Raw genomic sequence first — 16,290 nt, 5'->3', positions numbered from 1 at the left:
GGCATTTGTCCCTGCTAATCTCCTCTGACATTTGCAAAAAAAGTTATCACACTAGACGAATGTCCTGCATACAAATGTAATGAATGATTGTATGGAGGAGGTTAGAAGGATGTCATTAGATAAAGACTTGCAAGTCAGAGAGATCTATACGAAGGCTGTCTGCGGCAAAGGACGTAAATTTTCGCAAGTAACCAACACGGTCACTCCGCCTCATGCTCCGACCAGTATTTTGGGTGCTTGGATTATCAACAACCAATACGACGCGGTGAAGTCTGGGGAGAATGTGGAGGTGGTAGGTACTTACGATATCAACATCTGGTATTCTTATGACCGGAATACAAAAACAGATGTTGCGAAAGAAACGGTCTCCTATGTTGAGGTTGTGCCGCTTCATTATCTGGATAAGAAACATAAGCCATCGACGGCCGAAGTGTTGGCTGCCGCCACGCAGGAGCCAAACTGCGTGGAAGCCAGCATCTCATCCAACGGATCTGCGGTGCTGATCCGCGTAGAGCGCGAGTATAAGGTCGAAATGATCGCAGAGACGAAGGTTTACGTGGTGGTAAGCCCGAACGGCATTGACGATTTCGACGATAAGCATGTGGATTTCGACACCGATGACGGCGGCTTTGAAGATTTGGATCCGGATCTGCTTGACGACGAATTGAACTGATCTTGCTACAGTATATGCCGGGAGAAGTCATTTCGGCAGAGGGCGTCAGCCCTCTTTTTTGTTTCCCGAGGCGTTCGCCGGCAAAATGGGCAGGCGGCGCCGCAATACATTCTGGCCAGCCGTGCGTAACGGCGAGGGAGGGACGCGATGTCCGCCTTTTTGCTTCATTCCCATGAACCGGAGCTGCAGCCGCTGCTGGAAAACTTGCGAATTCCGCACGGAGCGAGGCTTTCTGCCGAACGGAAGGACACGGCGTATATCATTCATTGGGGGGCTTATCACCCGAATACAGGAGGAACCAATCCCGAGGCGCTGCAGCCTGTAAAAAGCATATTGGCGGCGCTGCAGCCCCGGCGGCTGTCCGATACGCTCCGCCTGCACGGCATCGACTGCTTCTTGGACGAGGAGTCGCAAGCGGAGGGCGAGGAAATCCGCTGGCGTCACGAATTTGTGGTGCCCGTCTTTGATTTGCAGGCGCTGACGCTGTTTCACCGTTCGAGCGGGGTGTTCTATGCGGGCCGCCGTGGGGCGGCGGACGCGAGTGCGGATCCGGGCGGGGCTGGACCGGGCAAGCCGATGACAAGCCGCCGGGAGACGGCTTACAGCGAGATCGGGCTCGAGCAGCGGGGGTTTTATGCGGTTCGTGCGATACGCGAAGCCGTCAAAAGCATCTATGCGCTCGGACTGGACTACGGCGTCGTGCGCATCGGGGTGCGCCCGGCAGGAACGCTCGCCGTGCGCGGCGTAGAACCGGTTCCGGCGTTGACGCCGCGGCTGGCGGAGCTGTTCGCGGACGCGATGAACCGCTTCGACGAACGGATCGGGAAGCTCGAGGCGCAGCCTCCGGCCGTGGCGATGCTGGGCGCAGACCCTGAATTTCTGCTGCTGAATGCGCAAGGGAAAGTGAAGTTCGCCTCGGCCTTCGTCGACAAGGACGGCCCGTTCGGCTGTGACGCGATCGTGCTGCCGAGCCGCCGTAAAGTATATCCGCTGGCCGAGCTGCGTCCGGCGCCGAGCACCGATGTGCGCAAGCTGGTCGTTCATCTGCACCGGACGCTCCAGCTTGCGGCGAAGCGGATCACCGACCCGGAGCTCGCGTGGGTGGCGGGGGGCATGCCGGTTCGCGGCTTTCCGCTCGGCGGGCATATTCATTTCAGCGGAGTTGAGCTGGATGTCCGTCTACTGCGCGCGCTGGACAATTACCTGGCCCTTCCGCTGACGCTGGTTGAGGGCGAGACGACGGCGGCGCGCAAGCCGCAGTACGGGTTTCTCGGCGATTTCCGGCGGCAGCGGCACGGCGGCTTCGAATATCGCGTGCTGCCGAGCTGGATGGTGTCGCCGTCCGTCGCCAAAGGCGTGCTGGCGCTCGCCAAGCTGATTGCCGAGCATTACGCGCAGCTCAAGCAGCGGCCGCTGAGCGAACCGGAGGTGGTGAAAGCGTACTACCGCGGCGACAAGGCGCGCATTCGTCCGCTCGTTCCCGGCTTGTGGCGGGATATGGAGAAGCTGCCGGGGTATGCGGAGCACGAGTCGTATTTGCTGCCCCTATGGCGCATGATGCTGCAGATGAAGGCCTGGAACGAACGGGAAGACATCAGGCCCAAGTGGAAAATAACGACGCGCTCGTAAGAAACGGGTGTTCTCTATCTTTTCATGATATAATCATAGATAACTTACGAGGCGAAGCGCGGCGTCCGGCTGCAGCCTGCAGGTGCGCGCGCTTTCGTCTCCCCGTAAAGCGTAGAGCGTGGAGGATGGAGTATGGCCAAATATACGCCAATGATCGAGCAGTACCTTGCCATTAAAGCGGAGGTCAAGGACGCTTTTTTGTTTTTCGTTTAGGCGATTTCTATGAAATGTTTTTCGAAGACGCGGTACTAGCTGCGCGCGAGCTGGAAATTACGTTGACAGGCCGGGAAGGCGGCATGGAGGAACGCATTCCGATGTGCGGCGTTCCCTATCATTCCGCAGAAAACTATATTGCCCGGCTGGTAGAGAAAGGGTATAAGGTCGCGATATGCGAGCAGGTGGAGAATCCGGCGGAAGCGAAAGGGGTCGTGCGCCGGGAAATCGTGCGGATCGTCACGCCGGGCACGGTGATGGACGCCCGCTCGCTCAGCGAGACGAGCAACAACTACATAGCCGCGGTTCAGTCGGACGCGGCAGGCTTTGCATTGGCAGCTTGCGACATCTCGACCGGCGAGCTTTACGTCACCCGGTTAACCGGGTCCTTCGAGCGGCTGATGGATGAGCTGAACGTCTACAACCCTTCTGAGCTGCTCGGCGCAGCGGAGGTGCTGGAGCGTATTCAAAGCGGCGCGGGAGCGATGCTGCGGACGGCCGTTATGACGGTCAGGTCGGAAGAGAGCCTCGCGGCGGCGGGCCTTCAGCCGATTACCGCCTACTTCTCGGACAAGCAGCTCGCCGCATTGCCGGACGGCGGGAGAGAAGCGCTGTCCGTGCTGATGGGCTACTTGCAGGAGACGCAAAAACGTTCGCTCAGCCACATCAAACATATCCGCATCTATGAGCCGAACCAATATATGGTGATGGACCCGTTTACCCGGCGAAATCTCGAGCTGGTGGAAACGGTTCGGGACCGGACGAAGAAGGGGTCGCTGCTCTGGCTGCTGGATAAGACGGTGACCGCGATGGGCGGCCGTTTGTTGAAGCGCTGGATCGAAAAGCCGCTGATGAACGCAAGCTTGATCGAAGAGCGGCTGGAAGCGGTCGACCGCTTGTATAACCAGTTGATGCTGCGCGACGATCTGAGGCAATCGTTGAAGGAAGTGTATGACCTGGAGCGATTGACCGCCCGGATCGCCTACGGCAGCGCGAACGCACGCGATCTGGTTGCGCTGCGGGCGTCGCTGGAGCAGGTGCCCCGGCTGCGTGAGTTGTGCGAGGGCAGCGGTTCGGCGACGCTGAAAGCTTTGGCGGAAGGCATCGATCCTTGCCAAGACTTGATGAGCTGGATCGCCGACACGATCCAGGACGAGCCGCCGGTTTCCGTCCGGGACGGCGGGATGATCCGCGCGGGCGTTAACGCACGGCTCGACCAGCTGCGCGAGGCGAGCACGAACGGGAAGCAGTGGCTTGCCGAGCTGGAGCGGCTCGAGCGGGAACGCACCGGTATCAAATCGCTCAAAATCGGCTTTAACAAAGTGTTCGGTTATTTCATCGAAGTGACCAAATCGAACTTGTCGATGCTGGAGGAAGGCCGTTACGAGCGCAAACAGACGTTGGCGAATGCGGAACGCTTCGTAACGCCGGAGCTGAAGGAGAAGGAAGCGCTCATTCTGGAAGCCCAGGAGGGCATGATCGATCTCGAATACGCCCTGTTCACGGAACTGCGGGACCGGCTGGTCGGACAATTGTCGAGGCTGCAGCAGCTGGCCGAGCGGATCGCCACGATCGACGTGTACCAGTCGATCGCCCACGTCAGCGCCGCACAGCGGTATACGCGCCCGACGATCGGCGAGTTTTACGGCTTGGAGATCGAGGAGGGCCGCCATCCTGTCGTGGAGGCGGTGCTGGAGGACGGCGTCTTCATCGCCAACGATACGGCCTTGACGCGCGAGAGCGGCAGCATGCTGCTGATCACCGGGCCGAATATGGCCGGGAAGAGCACCTATATGCGCCAAGTGGCGATGATCGGCCTGATGGCGCAGATCGGGTGCTTCGTGCCGGCGAAGCGGGCGGTCGTACCGATCGTCGACCGGATTTTCACACGCATCGGGGCGGCGGACGATTTGATCGGCGGCCAGAGCACGTTCATGGTCGAGATGATGGACATCCAGATCATGACCGAGAAGGCGACCTCGCGGAGCCTTGTCATCATCGACGAGCTTGGGCGCGGCACGTCGACCGGCGAAGGGATGGCGATCGCGCAAGCCGTCATCGAGTTTCTGCACGACAACATCGGCTGCAAGACGCTCGTCTCCACCCACTTCCATGAACTCGCGCATCTCGAAGAGAGCCTTCGGGATTTACGCAATTATTGTATGGCGGTGAAGGAGAGCGGACAGAACGTGACGTTCCTGCGCAAGCTGATTCGCGGCGCCGCCGACACCAGCTACGGCATCTATTGCGCGCAAATCGCCGGACTGCCGAACTCGATCATCGAGCGCTCGTACGAGCTGCTGAACGCATTCGAGACTCGCGCCGAGCTGGCGCAAGGGCATGCCGAGAGCACGGCGGGCAAGGAAGCTGCTGCGACCGCTGTTTCCCGCAAGCCGCAAGCGGAGCTTGTCCGAGAGGCCGTCGAGTCCAGTCCGGAGGCGTCTGCGCCGACCGCACTTGCGCCGGCAGCACCGGAAGCGGCGGCCGGCCCGGCGATCCAGTTGAGCTTGTTCCCGGCCGAATCCCCGGAGACTGATAAATCGGCGAAGAAAACCGGGAAATCCGACAAAGTGCTCGAGCAGCTGCGTCACGCGGATTTAATGAATATGACGCCGATGGCGGCGATGAACTTTTTGTACGAATTGAAGAAGCAGCTGACGAACAACTAAACCATTCCGAAGAGAAGAGGAATTCCGATGAACATCAAGCATAAAGGCAAACTGTGGCGTCATGCCGTCAGCTCCGTACTCGCGTTATCTCTACTAGTCCCTGCAACCCAGCCTGCGCTCGCAGCGGCAGAGAGTTTGAGCGCGGCCGACCGCGCGAAGGAAGTACTGAGTTTGCTTGAACAAAACCATGTCAGCGCGCCGGACGCCAAGAAGCTATCCGATGCCGCGATCAAGGCGATGGTCGAATCTTTGAACGATCCTTATACGCAGTACTTTACGGCGGAGCAATTGACCGAATTCGAATCCTCCATAGCTAATCAATATGTCGGGATCGGCGTTCGCGTCAGCGAGCAGCCCGACGGCATCTACATCGCCCAAGTGTTCGAGGGGCCTGCGCAAGCGGCGGGCATTCGGATCGGCGACGTGATCGTCGGGATTGACGGGCAATCGGCTGTCGGCGTTCCTTTGAACAAGGCGACGGCCAAAATCATGGGCGAGCCGGGCACCGAGGTGAAGCTGCAAATCGTACGCGACGGCGCGACATCGGAATTGACCGTGAAGCGCGAACGGATTCAAGTTCCGGTCGTGATCGCCAACCGATTCCAGGGCGTGGGCTACGTTCGTATATTGAGCTTTTCCAGCGATGCCGACGAGATGACGGCGTTGTTCCTGGATGGGCTGCAGGCCCCCGGCGAGCTGAAGAGCCTGGTTGTCGATCTGCGCGACAATCCGGGAGGCCTGCTGGAAACGGCGCAGCAACTGGCAAGACTGTTCGTCAAGGAAGGTACGCTGATTCATACGAAAAACCGCAATAATACCGACGAACCGGTGACCTTCTCGGGCGGCGAGACGCAGCCGTTCCCGGTCTATTTTCTCGTCAACGGCAACAGCGCCAGCGCTTCGGAGGTGTTGACGGGGGCGCTGCAGGATTACAAGGCGATTACGGTGATAGGAACGAAAACATACGGCAAAGGCAGTGTACAAGAGGTGGTTCCGCTTCAATCCGGCGGCGCTTTAAAGGTGACGGTCGAGGAGTATTTGACGCCAAAGCTGCGCAAAGTGAACGGCGTCGGCTTGGAGCCGGACGTGAAGGTGGAAGGCGGAGAAGTGCCGGAGCTGCTGACGGCGCTCCGCACCGCGGGTCTTCAATCGATTACGCTGGAATTGAAACGAATCAGTATGTCCGTGAACGGATTAGACGTGGTGGATACGTTCAAAGTCGTCCGCGAGAACGGACAAACGTACGTACCATCCCGCGTTCTGGCCGCCCTCCTTGGCGCCAAGGTGGAATGGAACGAAGCGTCCCGTTCGGTGCAGATTACTTCAGCGGACGGCCAAACCTCGTATACGCCTGCGGACGGGGACGTGCTGCTTCGCGAAGGAACAAGCTATGTCAGCGCCGCGAAGGCGGCTGAGGCGTTCTCTTCGCTAGAGTGGAGCGACAACGGACAGACGCTGAAGCTGAGCACAAGCAAGTGAGATAGAGGGTTAAGGAGCCTCGGTCATGGGAAAAATAAACATTCTAGACGAGCATATCGCCAACCAGATCGCTGCCGGCGAAGTGGTCGAGCGTCCTTCGTCGGTTGTGAAGGAATTGGTCGAGAACGCGATTGACGCCGGCGGCACCCGGATTGACGTGACGATTGAAGAGGGCGGCCTCAGTTTGATCCGCGTCGCGGATAACGGCTCCGGCATGGACCCGGAGGATGGCGAGACGGCTTTCCTCCGCCACGCCACGAGCAAGATCGCGAAAGCCCAGGATTTATTCGAGATCCGAACGCTTGGCTTTCGTGGCGAGGCACTGCCCAGTATCGCCGCCGTCGCGAAGATCGAGCTGCTGACGAGCGCGGATACGACCGGACTCGGCACGCGGCTCGTCATCGAAGGCGGAACGCTGGTGAGCAAGACCGATCACGCCGCTCCGCGGGGGACGGATATTACGGTGCGGGAGCTGTTCTACAATACACCCGCCCGGTTGAAGTATATGAAGACGATTCAAACCGAGCTCGGCCATGTGACGGATTATATGTACCGGCTGGCGCTGGCGCATCCGGGCATTGCATTTACGCTGAAGCATAACGGTAACACGCTGCTGCAAACGCTCGGCAACGGCGACCTTCTGAACGCTATCGCGGCCATTTACGGCACGGCGGTAGCGCGCACGATGCTGAAGATCGAGGGCGAAACGCTCGATTACAAGCTCGTCGGCTTCATCTCGAAGCCGGAGATGACCCGCGCGAACCGCGGCGGCATCTCGACGGTCATCAACGGCCGGTACATCCGCAACTACACGCTTGCGCAGGCTCTATTGCAGGGTTATCACACGCTGCTGCCGATCAACCGCTTCCCGGTTGCCGTGCTGCATCTGCAAATGGACCCGACGCTCATCGACGTGAATGTGCATCCGGCCAAGCTGGAGGTGCGCTTCAGCAAGGAGCAGGAGCTGATGCAGTTCGTCGAGCGGGAGGCGCGCGGCGTCTTGGCTCAGCAGCGCTTGATCCCGCAGGCGGGAGCGGTGAAGAAGCCGCGTGAAGCGGTGATTCAAGAGCAGCTTGAGCTGTACCGCCCGCAAGCGGCCTCTACCGCTGCGGAGCAGGCGGGAAACCGGGCGGAGAACGCGGTGGAAGCAGGGAATGCGGGGCGTCCGGACATTCCGGAGCGAAGCTTCGAAGAAAGCCGCCGCGCGGCCGCGACGTCTTGGCGTGAAGCGAACGGTGCGTCGGGCTTCACGGCGCCGCCTGCCGCGGGCAGGGCGGAATCGGCATACGGAACGCCGTCCGCGCGACCGGCGACCGGCGAAGCGGCAGCCGCTTCGCCGCGTACGCCAGGAACGTCCGCTGCGCCGCGCGTCCCGCTCAGCCAGCGCGAGACGGCGGCCGCGTCCGAGGCGCTGCTGCGCTCGTTGACCCCGGCCGGCGAAGCCGCTCCGGCGCTGCCGGCCTTCCCGAAGCTGGACCCGATCGGGCAGCTTCACGGGACGTACATCGTCGCGCAGAACGAAGAAGGGCTGTTCCTGATCGATCAGCATGCGGCGCATGAGCGGATCAATTACGAGCATTATTACGATTTGTTCGGAAAACCGGCGGAAGCGAGTCAGGAGCTGCTCGTCCCGATTACGCTGGAATTGACTTCGTCCGAAGCCGGACGTCTGCAGGACAAGCTGGGCCAGCTCGAGCAGGCCGGCGTTTACCTTGAGCCGTTCGGCGGCTCCTCGTTTCTCGTGCGCGCTTACCCGCACTGGCTGCCGCGCGGCGAAGAGCAGGCGTTGATCGAAGAGATGATCGAATGGCTGTTAAACGAGAGGAAGGGCGTCGATATCGGGAAATTCCGCGAGAAAGCCGCCATCATGTGCTCCTGCAAAGCATCGATCAAAGCGAATCAAACTATGGGTACGCTCGAGATGGAAGTGCTGCTCGACCGGCTGGCCGCATGCCGAAATCCGTACACGTGTCCGCACGGACGGCCGATCGTCGTCAGCTTCTCGACTTATGAATTGGAGAAAATGTTCAAAAGGGTGATGTAGCTTTGTTCGTCACAACTTCCTACGACCCGAACGCCGCGCAGCTTGCCGAGGCCCGGCGTCTGGCCGGAACGCTCGGCGGACGCTGCCTGCAGCGCCGCCAAATGACGCTGGCTCAACTGCGCGCCCGATTCGGGGACGAGGATATTTTAGTCATTTCGAAGGAGCGGCTTGAGTATCATCACGACGGCCGGCAGCCGCTCTTTTTTCACCCGAGCACGGCGGCCGTCCGCGTGAAGCGGCTGCGCAACGGCGAGCCTGATACGCTGCTCGCTTTGGCCGGCGTTCGTCCCGGCGACCGGATTGTGGACTGTACGGCCGGACTCGGCTCCGATGCGATCGTTTTCGCGTTTGCGGTCGGCGATGAAGGAACGGTTGTAGCGCTCGAAAGTGCGGCGATCCCTGCTTTTTTACTTGCAGAGGGCTTAAAGTCCTATCATTCCGATGTGCCCGGTTTGAATGAAGCGATGAGACGCATCCAGGTGCATCCGGTCGATCATTTGACCTATTTACGCGGACTACCGGACGATAGCTGCGATGTCGTATACTTCGACCCGATGTTCCGCAAGCCGATCACGGAATCGAACTCGATCCGCGCGATTCGGGGAATTGCCGACGACCGGGCGCTCTCGGAAGAGGCGGTCGCCGAAGCGAAGCGCGTGTCGCGGCGCTGCGTCGTCATGAAGGAACACCGCGACAGCATGGAGTTCGAGCGGCTCGGCTTTGCCGTCGCTCATCGCTCCTCGACGAAAATTGCTTATGGAGTGATACGATGTTCGTAGAGAGAGACGGCACAAATCCGGCGCCTGCGCGCAAGCCGAAGCTGCTCGTGCTGGTAGGACCGACCGCGGTCGGCAAGACGAAGCTCAGCCTGACGCTGGCCCAAATGTACGACGCCGAGATTATATCGGGCGATTCCATGCAGGTATACCGGCGGATGGATATCGGGACCGCGAAGGCGACCCCGGAAGAACGCGCGATGGTGAAGCACCATTTGATCGACATTCACGAGCCGGAAGAGCCGTTCTCGGTCGCCGAGTTTCAGGAACGGTGCGTTCCGTTGATCCGGGATATCGACCGCCGCGGGAAGCTTCCGTTTATTGTGGGCGGCACGGGCTTGTATATCGAATCGGTTTGTTACGATTTCCAATTCAGCGAAGCCGGCTCGGACGAAGCGTTTCGCGAAGAAATGGAGACGTTTGCTTTGCGCCATGGGGCTGATGCGCTGCATGCCCGATTGCGGGAAGTCGATCCCGAATCGGCGGAACGGCTGCACCCGAACGATCAAAGGCGGATCATACGGGCGCTTGAAATTTATAAAGTGACCGGAGAACGGCTTTCCGACCGGCTGAAGGTCCAAAAAAGGGTAACGCCTTACGAATTGTGTATCATTGGGTTGACAATGGATAGAGCTTTACTATATAAACGTATTGAAGAGAGAATCGATCTCATGATCGAACAAGGTTTGGTGGACGAGGTTCGTGGCCTGTTGGCCCAAGGCGTCGATCCTTCGTCCTTATCGATGCAAGGGCTGGGGTACAAAGAAATTGTTTCCTATTTGGAAGGCCGAGCAACGCTGAACGAAGCAATCGACGTTTTAAAAAAGAACACCCGCCACTTTGCCAAACGGCAGCTATCGTGGTTCCGCCGGATGAAAGATATCGAATGGGTGGATATGAGCCAAATGGGAGAATTTTCTACCCAGTTGCAATTCGTTCGTGGTATAATAGCAACTAAATTAACTTTGACCCGTTAACTAAACCTGAGGGGGCCCATTGATGAACAAGTCGATCAACATTCAAGACACGTTTCTGAACCAATTGCGCAAGGAGAACATTCCGGTCACCGTTTATTTGACTAATGGATTCCAAATCCGCGGAGTCATTCGCGCGTTCGATAATTTTACCATTATCATTGACAGTGAAGGTCGCCAGCAAATGGTGTACAAGCATGCGATTTCTACGTTTACCCCGCAGCGCGCCGTATCGTTGATGCAGCAGCAGGAGCAGAACGCCGAATAATCGGCTTTTGCCCGCTATTCATACGCAGGGTACTTGACCCAGGGTTGGGGCCGGAAGCAACATTTCCGGTTCGAATCGCGTCTAATTGCATAGAAACCGAAAGAACAACCCGATTCTTCCGGGTTGTTTCTTTGTTTAAGACAGCTTTGCGCAGGTTAATAGGACTGTGACACAGATAAGGAAAGGAAGTCGGGGCATGACGGGATCAAGCAAAAAGACACCGAACCAAGCGCCGAAGGAGAGAAAGACGTCAAGCGGCTTGAAAAAGAAGAAGAAGAAAATGACGACAGGCAAAGTATTCTTAGGCATGTTCATTGCCGGAGCATTAGCTGCGATTTGTGCGATGGGGGTCTACATTTTCGTCATATTAAACGGAAATAAAATATTGCAGGAAAACCTGGATAAGCTTGAGTTTGATGAAGCGTCGCATATTCTGGATATCAATGGGGCGGAAGTCGGCGTTCTGAAGGTGGAAAACCGTGAAAATATAGATCCGAAGGAAGTGCCAGAGCTGCTGAGACAAGCGTTCGTGGCGACGGAGGACAAACGGTTCGACGAGCACGCCGGGGTCGATTTGTTCGGGATCGCCCGGGCGCTGGTGAAGGACGTCGTCGCCCGCAGCATGGTCGAAGGCGGAAGCACCATTACGCAGCAGTTGGCGAAAAACGTGTTCTTGAGCGCGGACAAAACGTTCTTCCGTAAAGCGACGGAAATGTCGATTGCGATGGCGTTGGAGCAAAACAAGACGAAGGACGAGATTTTGACGTACTATCTGAACCGGATTTATTTCGGAAACCGGGCTTACGGGGTGAAAACGGCCTCGAAAATTTATTTCGGAAAGTCCGACCTGAGCAAGCTGGAGCTGTGGGAGGTCGCGACGCTGGCGGCCATGCCGAAGGCGCCCAATACGTACAACCCGATCTCGAATCCGGACAAATCCAAGGAACGCCGGGCCGTCGTGCTGAAGCTGATGTACGACCAAGGGTATATCACGGAAGCGCAGCGGGCGGAAGCGGCCGCACACGACTATGAACGGCCTGCCGGCGCAGCGAAAGATCAATTCCAGTCCTATATCGATTACGTATTGCGGGAGGCGCAGGAAAAGTATAACTTCGAGGAAGACGATCTGCTGCGGGGCGGCTACAAAATTTATACGAATCTGGACCCGAATGCGCAGGCGATCATGGAACAAACGTATGCGAACCCGAAATTTTTCCAAAAGGATGGACCTGCTCAGAAGATGCAAAGCAGCATGGTCATCTTGAATAACAAAGACGGCGGGATCGTCGCGATGATCGGCGGGCGGGATTATGTAGTCCGCGGGTTGAACCGGGCCGTTGCCCAGCCGCGTCAGCCGGGGTCGGCGTTCAAGCCTTTGATCTCCTACGCGCCGGCCCTGGAGCTTGGCAAGTTCTCGCCTTATTCGAAGCTTCCGGATGAACAAAAGTCGTATAACGGTTATTCGCCGCGGAACTGGGACGGCGTCTACCGCGGCCAGGTGACGATGTTCGAAGCGATCAAGAAGTCGGTGAATATTCCGGCCGTTGAGGTGTTAAACCAGGTCGGCATAAGCAAAGCGAAGTCGTACGTCGAAAAGCTTGGCATCCCGTTCGATAAAGCGGATAATAACTTGGCCATTGCTTTAGGCGGTTTGACGAAAGGCGTTACGACGCTGCAAATGGCGCAGGCGTATACGTCATTTCCGAACAACGGAAACGTCGTCGAAGCGCACGCAATCATTAAAATTATGGACGACAGCGGAGAGCGCGCGGCTTTCAAGGCGGAGAAGAAGGCTCCCGTCTGGAGCGCCAAGACGGCTTGGTACATGACCCAACTGCTGCAAGGCGTCCTGGAGCCCGGCGGCACCGGTACGGCGGCGAAGTTCGAACGCCCGGTTGCGGGGAAAACAGGTTCGACGCAGCTCGAGCTTAAAGGTCTCGAGAAATATAACCGCGACCTCTGGTTTGTCGGGTACACGCCGGAATGGACGGCCGCCGTCTGGATGGGCTTCGATAAAACAGATGCGAAGCATTATGTTTCGATGAGCAGCGGCGCGCCGGCCGCTATCTTCAAGGAAGTCATGCAGAAGGCGCTGGCCAAAAAGCCGATAACGAAATTCGTCAAGCCTAGCGGTGTAGCGGATATGGATGAACCGCCAAAAGGAATCGGCGATCTGAAAGCGGAGTTCGTCGCCGAGAAGAAATCGGTGAAGCTGACTTGGTCCGCTGTCGGCGAAGGCGTCGTATACCAGGTATTCCGTAAGGACAGCAAAATGCAGGAGTTTCCGAGCGAGCCGATCACTTCGACAACGGTGACCGAGGTCAACGATATTTCGGCTATTCAGCCGGATACGTACGAGTATACGGTCGTTCCGCTTAACCCGGAAAACAACGTGGCTGGCGCTCGCTCGAACATAGCCAGCGTAACGGTCAGTGATTCGTCAAATCCGCAACAGCCGGGTACGGAAAACGACGGCGAGCCGCTTGATCCGAACGCGCCGGAAGCCGGACAGCCGGGCACCGGTACCGGACATAATCCGGGCGGAACTAACGGAAATGGCGGAACAGGAGCCGGTTCGGGACAACAGCCTGGAACCGGTAAGCCCGGCGGTACGACAACCCCGGGTGGATCGAAGCCTGGGACGGGGACGGGCGCGGGAACAGGTACCGGAGGCACGGGAGCCGGCGCCGGAAGCGGCACACCCCCAGGGACGGGTGGAGCCGGCGGTACGACGCCCGGGAACGAGCCCGGCGGCGGCGAAGCCTCAAATCCAACTGGCGGGCAGCCGATAACCCCGGACCCGGCAGTCGGCGGCAATACCGGCGGCACGTTTGGAAGTCCCGCGCTGCCGCAGCGTTCCCCATAACAAGGGGTGTGACCCCGGGTTGCAGTTTGAATATTTTATTTTCCGAGTTCCGGTGTAGTATAATCATGCCGTAACGTGATTCCAATAGCTGCAGATGGAGATGAACCAAACGATGATTTCAAAGATTGCGCAAAAAACGATACGTACAGCCCTCGCGGCGGGCCTGGTTGCCGGTATGCTGGCCGGATGCGGCACGAAGCCGGCGCCCGCCGACAATTCGAACGCGAGCCATCCGTCCGCCCAGCCGAATGCTTCAACCGGTACGACGTCTGAACCGGGCAAGAAAACCTGGTCGTCGCCTCCGGAGATGAAGATCGATGCGAACAAATCGTACACAGCGACGGTCACGACGTCCAAGGGGACGTTCGTCATCGAATTGTTTGCCAAGGATGCGCCCAAAACGGTAAACAACTTTGTGTTTTTGGCGAAAGAAGGCTTTTATAACAACATCACCTTCCACCGGATCATTCAATCGTTCATGGTTCAGACGGGAGATCCGCTCGGCAACGGGACGGGAGGTCCGGGCTACAAATTCCCGGATGAACTGAAGTCGCCTTACAAATACGAGCCCGGGATCGTAGCGATGGCCAATTCCGGTCCGAATACGAACGGCAGCCAGTTCTTCATTTGCACCGGGGAAGACAGCAAGAGCTTGAATAAATTGCCGAACTACACGATCTTCGGCAAAGTTGTCGAAGGTATGGACACCGTGCAAAAAATTGCCGCCACACCGGTCGAGCAAGGCTCTGAGCCAACGCCAAGCAAACCGAAGGAGAAAGTCGTCATTCAGTCGGTCACGATTACTGAAAAGTAACGGGATGGTCAGGCAGCGTGGAAATCCACGCTGCCTTTTGTTTCGACTGAGGGAACCATATTCCGGATACATTCGTCTAATGAAAGGAGAGACCTGCATATGGCCGAGGAACGCGCGTGCTTGCTGCTGCACGGCTTTACCGGCGGACCTTACGAGGTTCAACCGCTGGCGGATTACTTGCAAGGATACGGTTATGATTGTCATGTCCCGACGCTGCCCGGCCACGATCCGGAGCTGCTGGGTCTCGCGGCCTCCACGTGGCAGGATTGGCTGGATGCGGCCGCCGATGAGGCTCGCCGGCTTAGCCGGCATTATGCGTCTGTCGATCTGATCGGCTTTTCGATGGGGGGACTGATCTCCGCATATTTGGCCAACCGCTTCCCGATCCGCCGCTTGGTGCTGCTGAGCGCCGCTGCGATTTACATAAGCCCGGTTCGGTTCATGCGGGATCTGGTCGACCGGATGCGTACCCACGATTGGGAGCATTGGCAGCGGGTGAAACGCGTGCCGCTGCCCGCTGCGGTGCAGTTCATGAAATTGGCCCGGTTTGCGAAGCGGCATGAGCTGAACCGCATCTCGGTCCCTACGTTAATTATACAAGGGCGTCAGGATCAGATCGTTCATCCGCGCAGCGCCCGCTATATCTACAACCGTATCCAAGGCGAGAAAGAGCTGCTGTATGTACCGAAGTCCCGGCATTTGCTTTGTCTCGAGCCCGAAGCGGCTGAGGTGTTTCAAGCCGTACGACGCTTTCTGACGCAGTAGGGGGAACAATCGTAAGGGACTGATTGCAATGAAAGAGAAACGACGCCGGAAGGCGATGAAACGAAAGGATCGCTGGATACGGGGCGGCCGCTGGCTGCTGGCGATTGCACTTGTGGGCGTCCTATGGATTGGCGTCGTGCAGGTTCGCATGGCCACATTGCCCGATCGGGAGCTGCCACCGCAGGACGTTGGCATCGTGCTTGGAGCCTCGCTTTGGCAGACGACGCCAAGCCCTGCGTTGAAGGAGCGCTTGGACCGGGCGGTGGAGCTGTACCGCAGCGGCGTCATTACCGAGGTGATTGTCAGCGGCGGCTACGACACGCCGAAGTCTACGCTGACCGAAGCCGAAGGGATGCGCAATTATTTAATGGAGCAGGGCATTCCGGAGGGCCACATTTACTTGGAGAACGAAGCACGCAGCACCTATGAGAATTTGAAATTCAGCCAAGCGATTATGAAAGAGCACGGATGGACGTCTTCGGTCATTATTACGCATCGCTATCATGCGGTACGCGCCCTCGACATTGCGCGCTTTCTCGGCTTCGAGCGGCCGCAGGCTTCGCCGATGGATTCAAGCGTGCTGATGATGTCCTGGCACCGCAGCCGGGAGACGCTGGCTTTCGCCAAGTGGCAGTGGGACAAGGTCCAGCTTTCGCTCGGGTACGAACTGCAGCGCTAGGCGGCAGTGGACCAAACTGAAAGTTTCTTTTCGCTCGCGGTCTTGGTATAATGCAAGGAAAGGATAGTCCCAGAAACGGGGTGACGAACATGCCGTTCAATATCGGAATCGGCGGACTTTTACTTATTTTAATCGTTATACTGATCTTATTCGGGCCGTCGAAGCTCCCCGAGCTTGGCCGTGCGGTCGGTCGTACGTTAAGCGAGTTCAAAGAGTCGACGCGAGGTTTAAGATCCGGCGAGAATGAGGAAGAGAACAACAAGAAGAACGAACCGAAGTCATAATCCGTCGGGAATCCGTATGTAATCAAACTCCCTGCCGGTCATGCGAGAGCATGATCCGCCGCAGGGAGTTTTTTTGTTGTCCGCCGCCGTTGTCCGCCGCCGTTGTCCGCCGCCGTTGTCCGCCGCCGTTGTCCGCCGCCGTTGTCCGCCGCCGTTG

At 58.1% G+C, this 16,290-nt stretch carries 12 protein-coding genes and 1 pseudogene; all 13 read left to right on the top strand.

Annotated elements, in window-relative coordinates; genetic code table 11:
- Positions 1–109 precede the first annotated feature (109 nt).
- The 13 genes and pseudogenes from JMF85_RS18705 (at position 110) to tatA (ending at position 16,133) form a co-directional block, all read left to right on the top strand.
- The gene (locus JMF85_RS18705; protein ID WP_054797650.1) at positions 110–673 is read left to right on the top strand and encodes an outer spore coat protein CotE; all 564 of its coding nucleotides are present in this window, start codon (positions 110–112) and stop codon (positions 671–673) included.
- Positions 674–820: 147 nt separating this feature from the next.
- Positions 821–2,302 carry a putative amidoligase domain-containing protein gene (locus tag JMF85_RS18700; protein WP_201318717.1) on the top strand — a complete coding sequence of 494 codons (1,482 nt, stop codon included), beginning with the start codon at positions 821–823 and terminating at the stop codon, positions 2,300–2,302.
- A 132-nt stretch (positions 2,303–2,434) separates the two neighbouring features.
- A pseudogene (mutS, locus tag JMF85_RS18695) lies at positions 2,435–5,184 on the top strand (DNA mismatch repair protein MutS).
- A 27-nt stretch (positions 5,185–5,211) separates the two neighbouring features.
- A complete protein-coding gene (locus JMF85_RS18690; RefSeq protein WP_141336385.1) occupies positions 5,212–6,663 on the top strand; it encodes a S41 family peptidase in 1,452 nt (483 codons plus the stop codon).
- Between the two features lie 25 nt (positions 6,664–6,688).
- Positions 6,689–8,707: a DNA mismatch repair endonuclease MutL gene (gene mutL / locus JMF85_RS18685; protein ID WP_155615750.1), complete on the top strand. Its 2,019-nt coding sequence runs from the start codon at positions 6,689–6,691 to the stop codon at positions 8,705–8,707.
- Positions 8,708–8,709: 2 nt separating this feature from the next.
- Positions 8,710–9,486 carry a class I SAM-dependent methyltransferase gene (locus tag JMF85_RS18680; RefSeq protein WP_127610205.1) on the top strand — a complete coding sequence of 259 codons (777 nt, stop codon included), beginning with the start codon at positions 8,710–8,712 and terminating at the stop codon, positions 9,484–9,486.
- Positions 9,477–10,460 (top strand): tRNA (adenosine(37)-N6)-dimethylallyltransferase MiaA, encoded by a 984-nt coding sequence (gene miaA / locus JMF85_RS18675; RefSeq protein WP_141336253.1) that lies wholly within the window; start codon positions 9,477–9,479, stop codon positions 10,458–10,460. The genes JMF85_RS18680 and miaA overlap by 10 nt, the downstream gene beginning before the upstream one ends.
- Positions 10,461–10,482: 22 nt before the next feature.
- Positions 10,483–10,725 (top strand): RNA chaperone Hfq, encoded by a 243-nt coding sequence (gene hfq / locus JMF85_RS18670; RefSeq protein WP_054797369.1) that lies wholly within the window; start codon positions 10,483–10,485, stop codon positions 10,723–10,725.
- A gap of 196 nt (positions 10,726–10,921) precedes the next feature.
- Positions 10,922–13,591 carry a transglycosylase domain-containing protein gene (locus JMF85_RS18665; RefSeq protein WP_155615751.1) on the top strand — a complete coding sequence of 890 codons (2,670 nt, stop codon included), beginning with the start codon at positions 10,922–10,924 and terminating at the stop codon, positions 13,589–13,591.
- 112 nt (positions 13,592–13,703) lie between these two features.
- Complete coding sequence (locus JMF85_RS18660) at positions 13,704–14,405, top strand: peptidylprolyl isomerase (RefSeq protein ID WP_127610199.1); 702 nt, start codon at positions 13,704–13,706, stop codon at positions 14,403–14,405.
- 99 nt (positions 14,406–14,504) lie between these two features.
- Positions 14,505–15,170 (top strand): alpha/beta hydrolase, encoded by a 666-nt coding sequence (locus JMF85_RS18655; protein ID WP_054797370.1) that lies wholly within the window; start codon positions 14,505–14,507, stop codon positions 15,168–15,170.
- Positions 15,171–15,198: 28 nt separating this feature from the next.
- Entirely contained in the window at positions 15,199–15,849 is a 651-nt protein-coding gene (locus tag JMF85_RS18650) for a YdcF family protein (RefSeq protein ID WP_141336256.1), read from the top strand.
- 89 nt (positions 15,850–15,938) lie between these two features.
- Complete coding sequence (gene tatA / locus JMF85_RS18645; RefSeq protein WP_054797403.1) at positions 15,939–16,133, top strand: twin-arginine translocase TatA/TatE family subunit; 195 nt, start codon at positions 15,939–15,941, stop codon at positions 16,131–16,133.
- Positions 16,134–16,290 lie beyond the last annotated feature (157 nt).

Origin of the sequence: Paenibacillus sp. EPM92 (assembly GCF_016586185.1) — a bacterium.
Lineage (GTDB): Bacteria > Bacillota > Bacilli > Paenibacillales > NBRC-103111 > Paenibacillus_G > Paenibacillus_G validus.
This window is presented reverse-complemented; position numbering and strand designations above follow the sequence as displayed.

Coding starts and splice junctions, on each gene's coding strand:
- mutL (WP_155615750.1), top strand. CDS start 6,689: ATGGGAAAAATAAACATTCTAGACGAGCATATCGCCAACCAGATCGCT.
- JMF85_RS18665 (WP_155615751.1), top strand. CDS start 10,922: ATGACGGGATCAAGCAAAAAGACACCGAACCAAGCGCCGAAGGAGAGA.
- JMF85_RS18690 (WP_141336385.1), top strand. CDS start 5,212: ATGAACATCAAGCATAAAGGCAAACTGTGGCGTCATGCCGTCAGCTCC.
- miaA (WP_141336253.1), top strand. CDS start 9,477: ATGTTCGTAGAGAGAGACGGCACAAATCCGGCGCCTGCGCGCAAGCCG.
- JMF85_RS18655 (WP_054797370.1), top strand. CDS start 14,505: ATGGCCGAGGAACGCGCGTGCTTGCTGCTGCACGGCTTTACCGGCGGA.
- JMF85_RS18650 (WP_141336256.1), top strand. CDS start 15,199: ATGAAAGAGAAACGACGCCGGAAGGCGATGAAACGAAAGGATCGCTGG.
- JMF85_RS18700 (WP_201318717.1), top strand. CDS start 821: ATGTCCGCCTTTTTGCTTCATTCCCATGAACCGGAGCTGCAGCCGCTG.
- hfq (WP_054797369.1), top strand. CDS start 10,483: ATGAACAAGTCGATCAACATTCAAGACACGTTTCTGAACCAATTGCGC.
- JMF85_RS18705 (WP_054797650.1), top strand. CDS start 110: ATGTCATTAGATAAAGACTTGCAAGTCAGAGAGATCTATACGAAGGCT.
- tatA (WP_054797403.1), top strand. CDS start 15,939: ATGCCGTTCAATATCGGAATCGGCGGACTTTTACTTATTTTAATCGTT.
- JMF85_RS18660 (WP_127610199.1), top strand. CDS start 13,704: ATGATTTCAAAGATTGCGCAAAAAACGATACGTACAGCCCTCGCGGCG.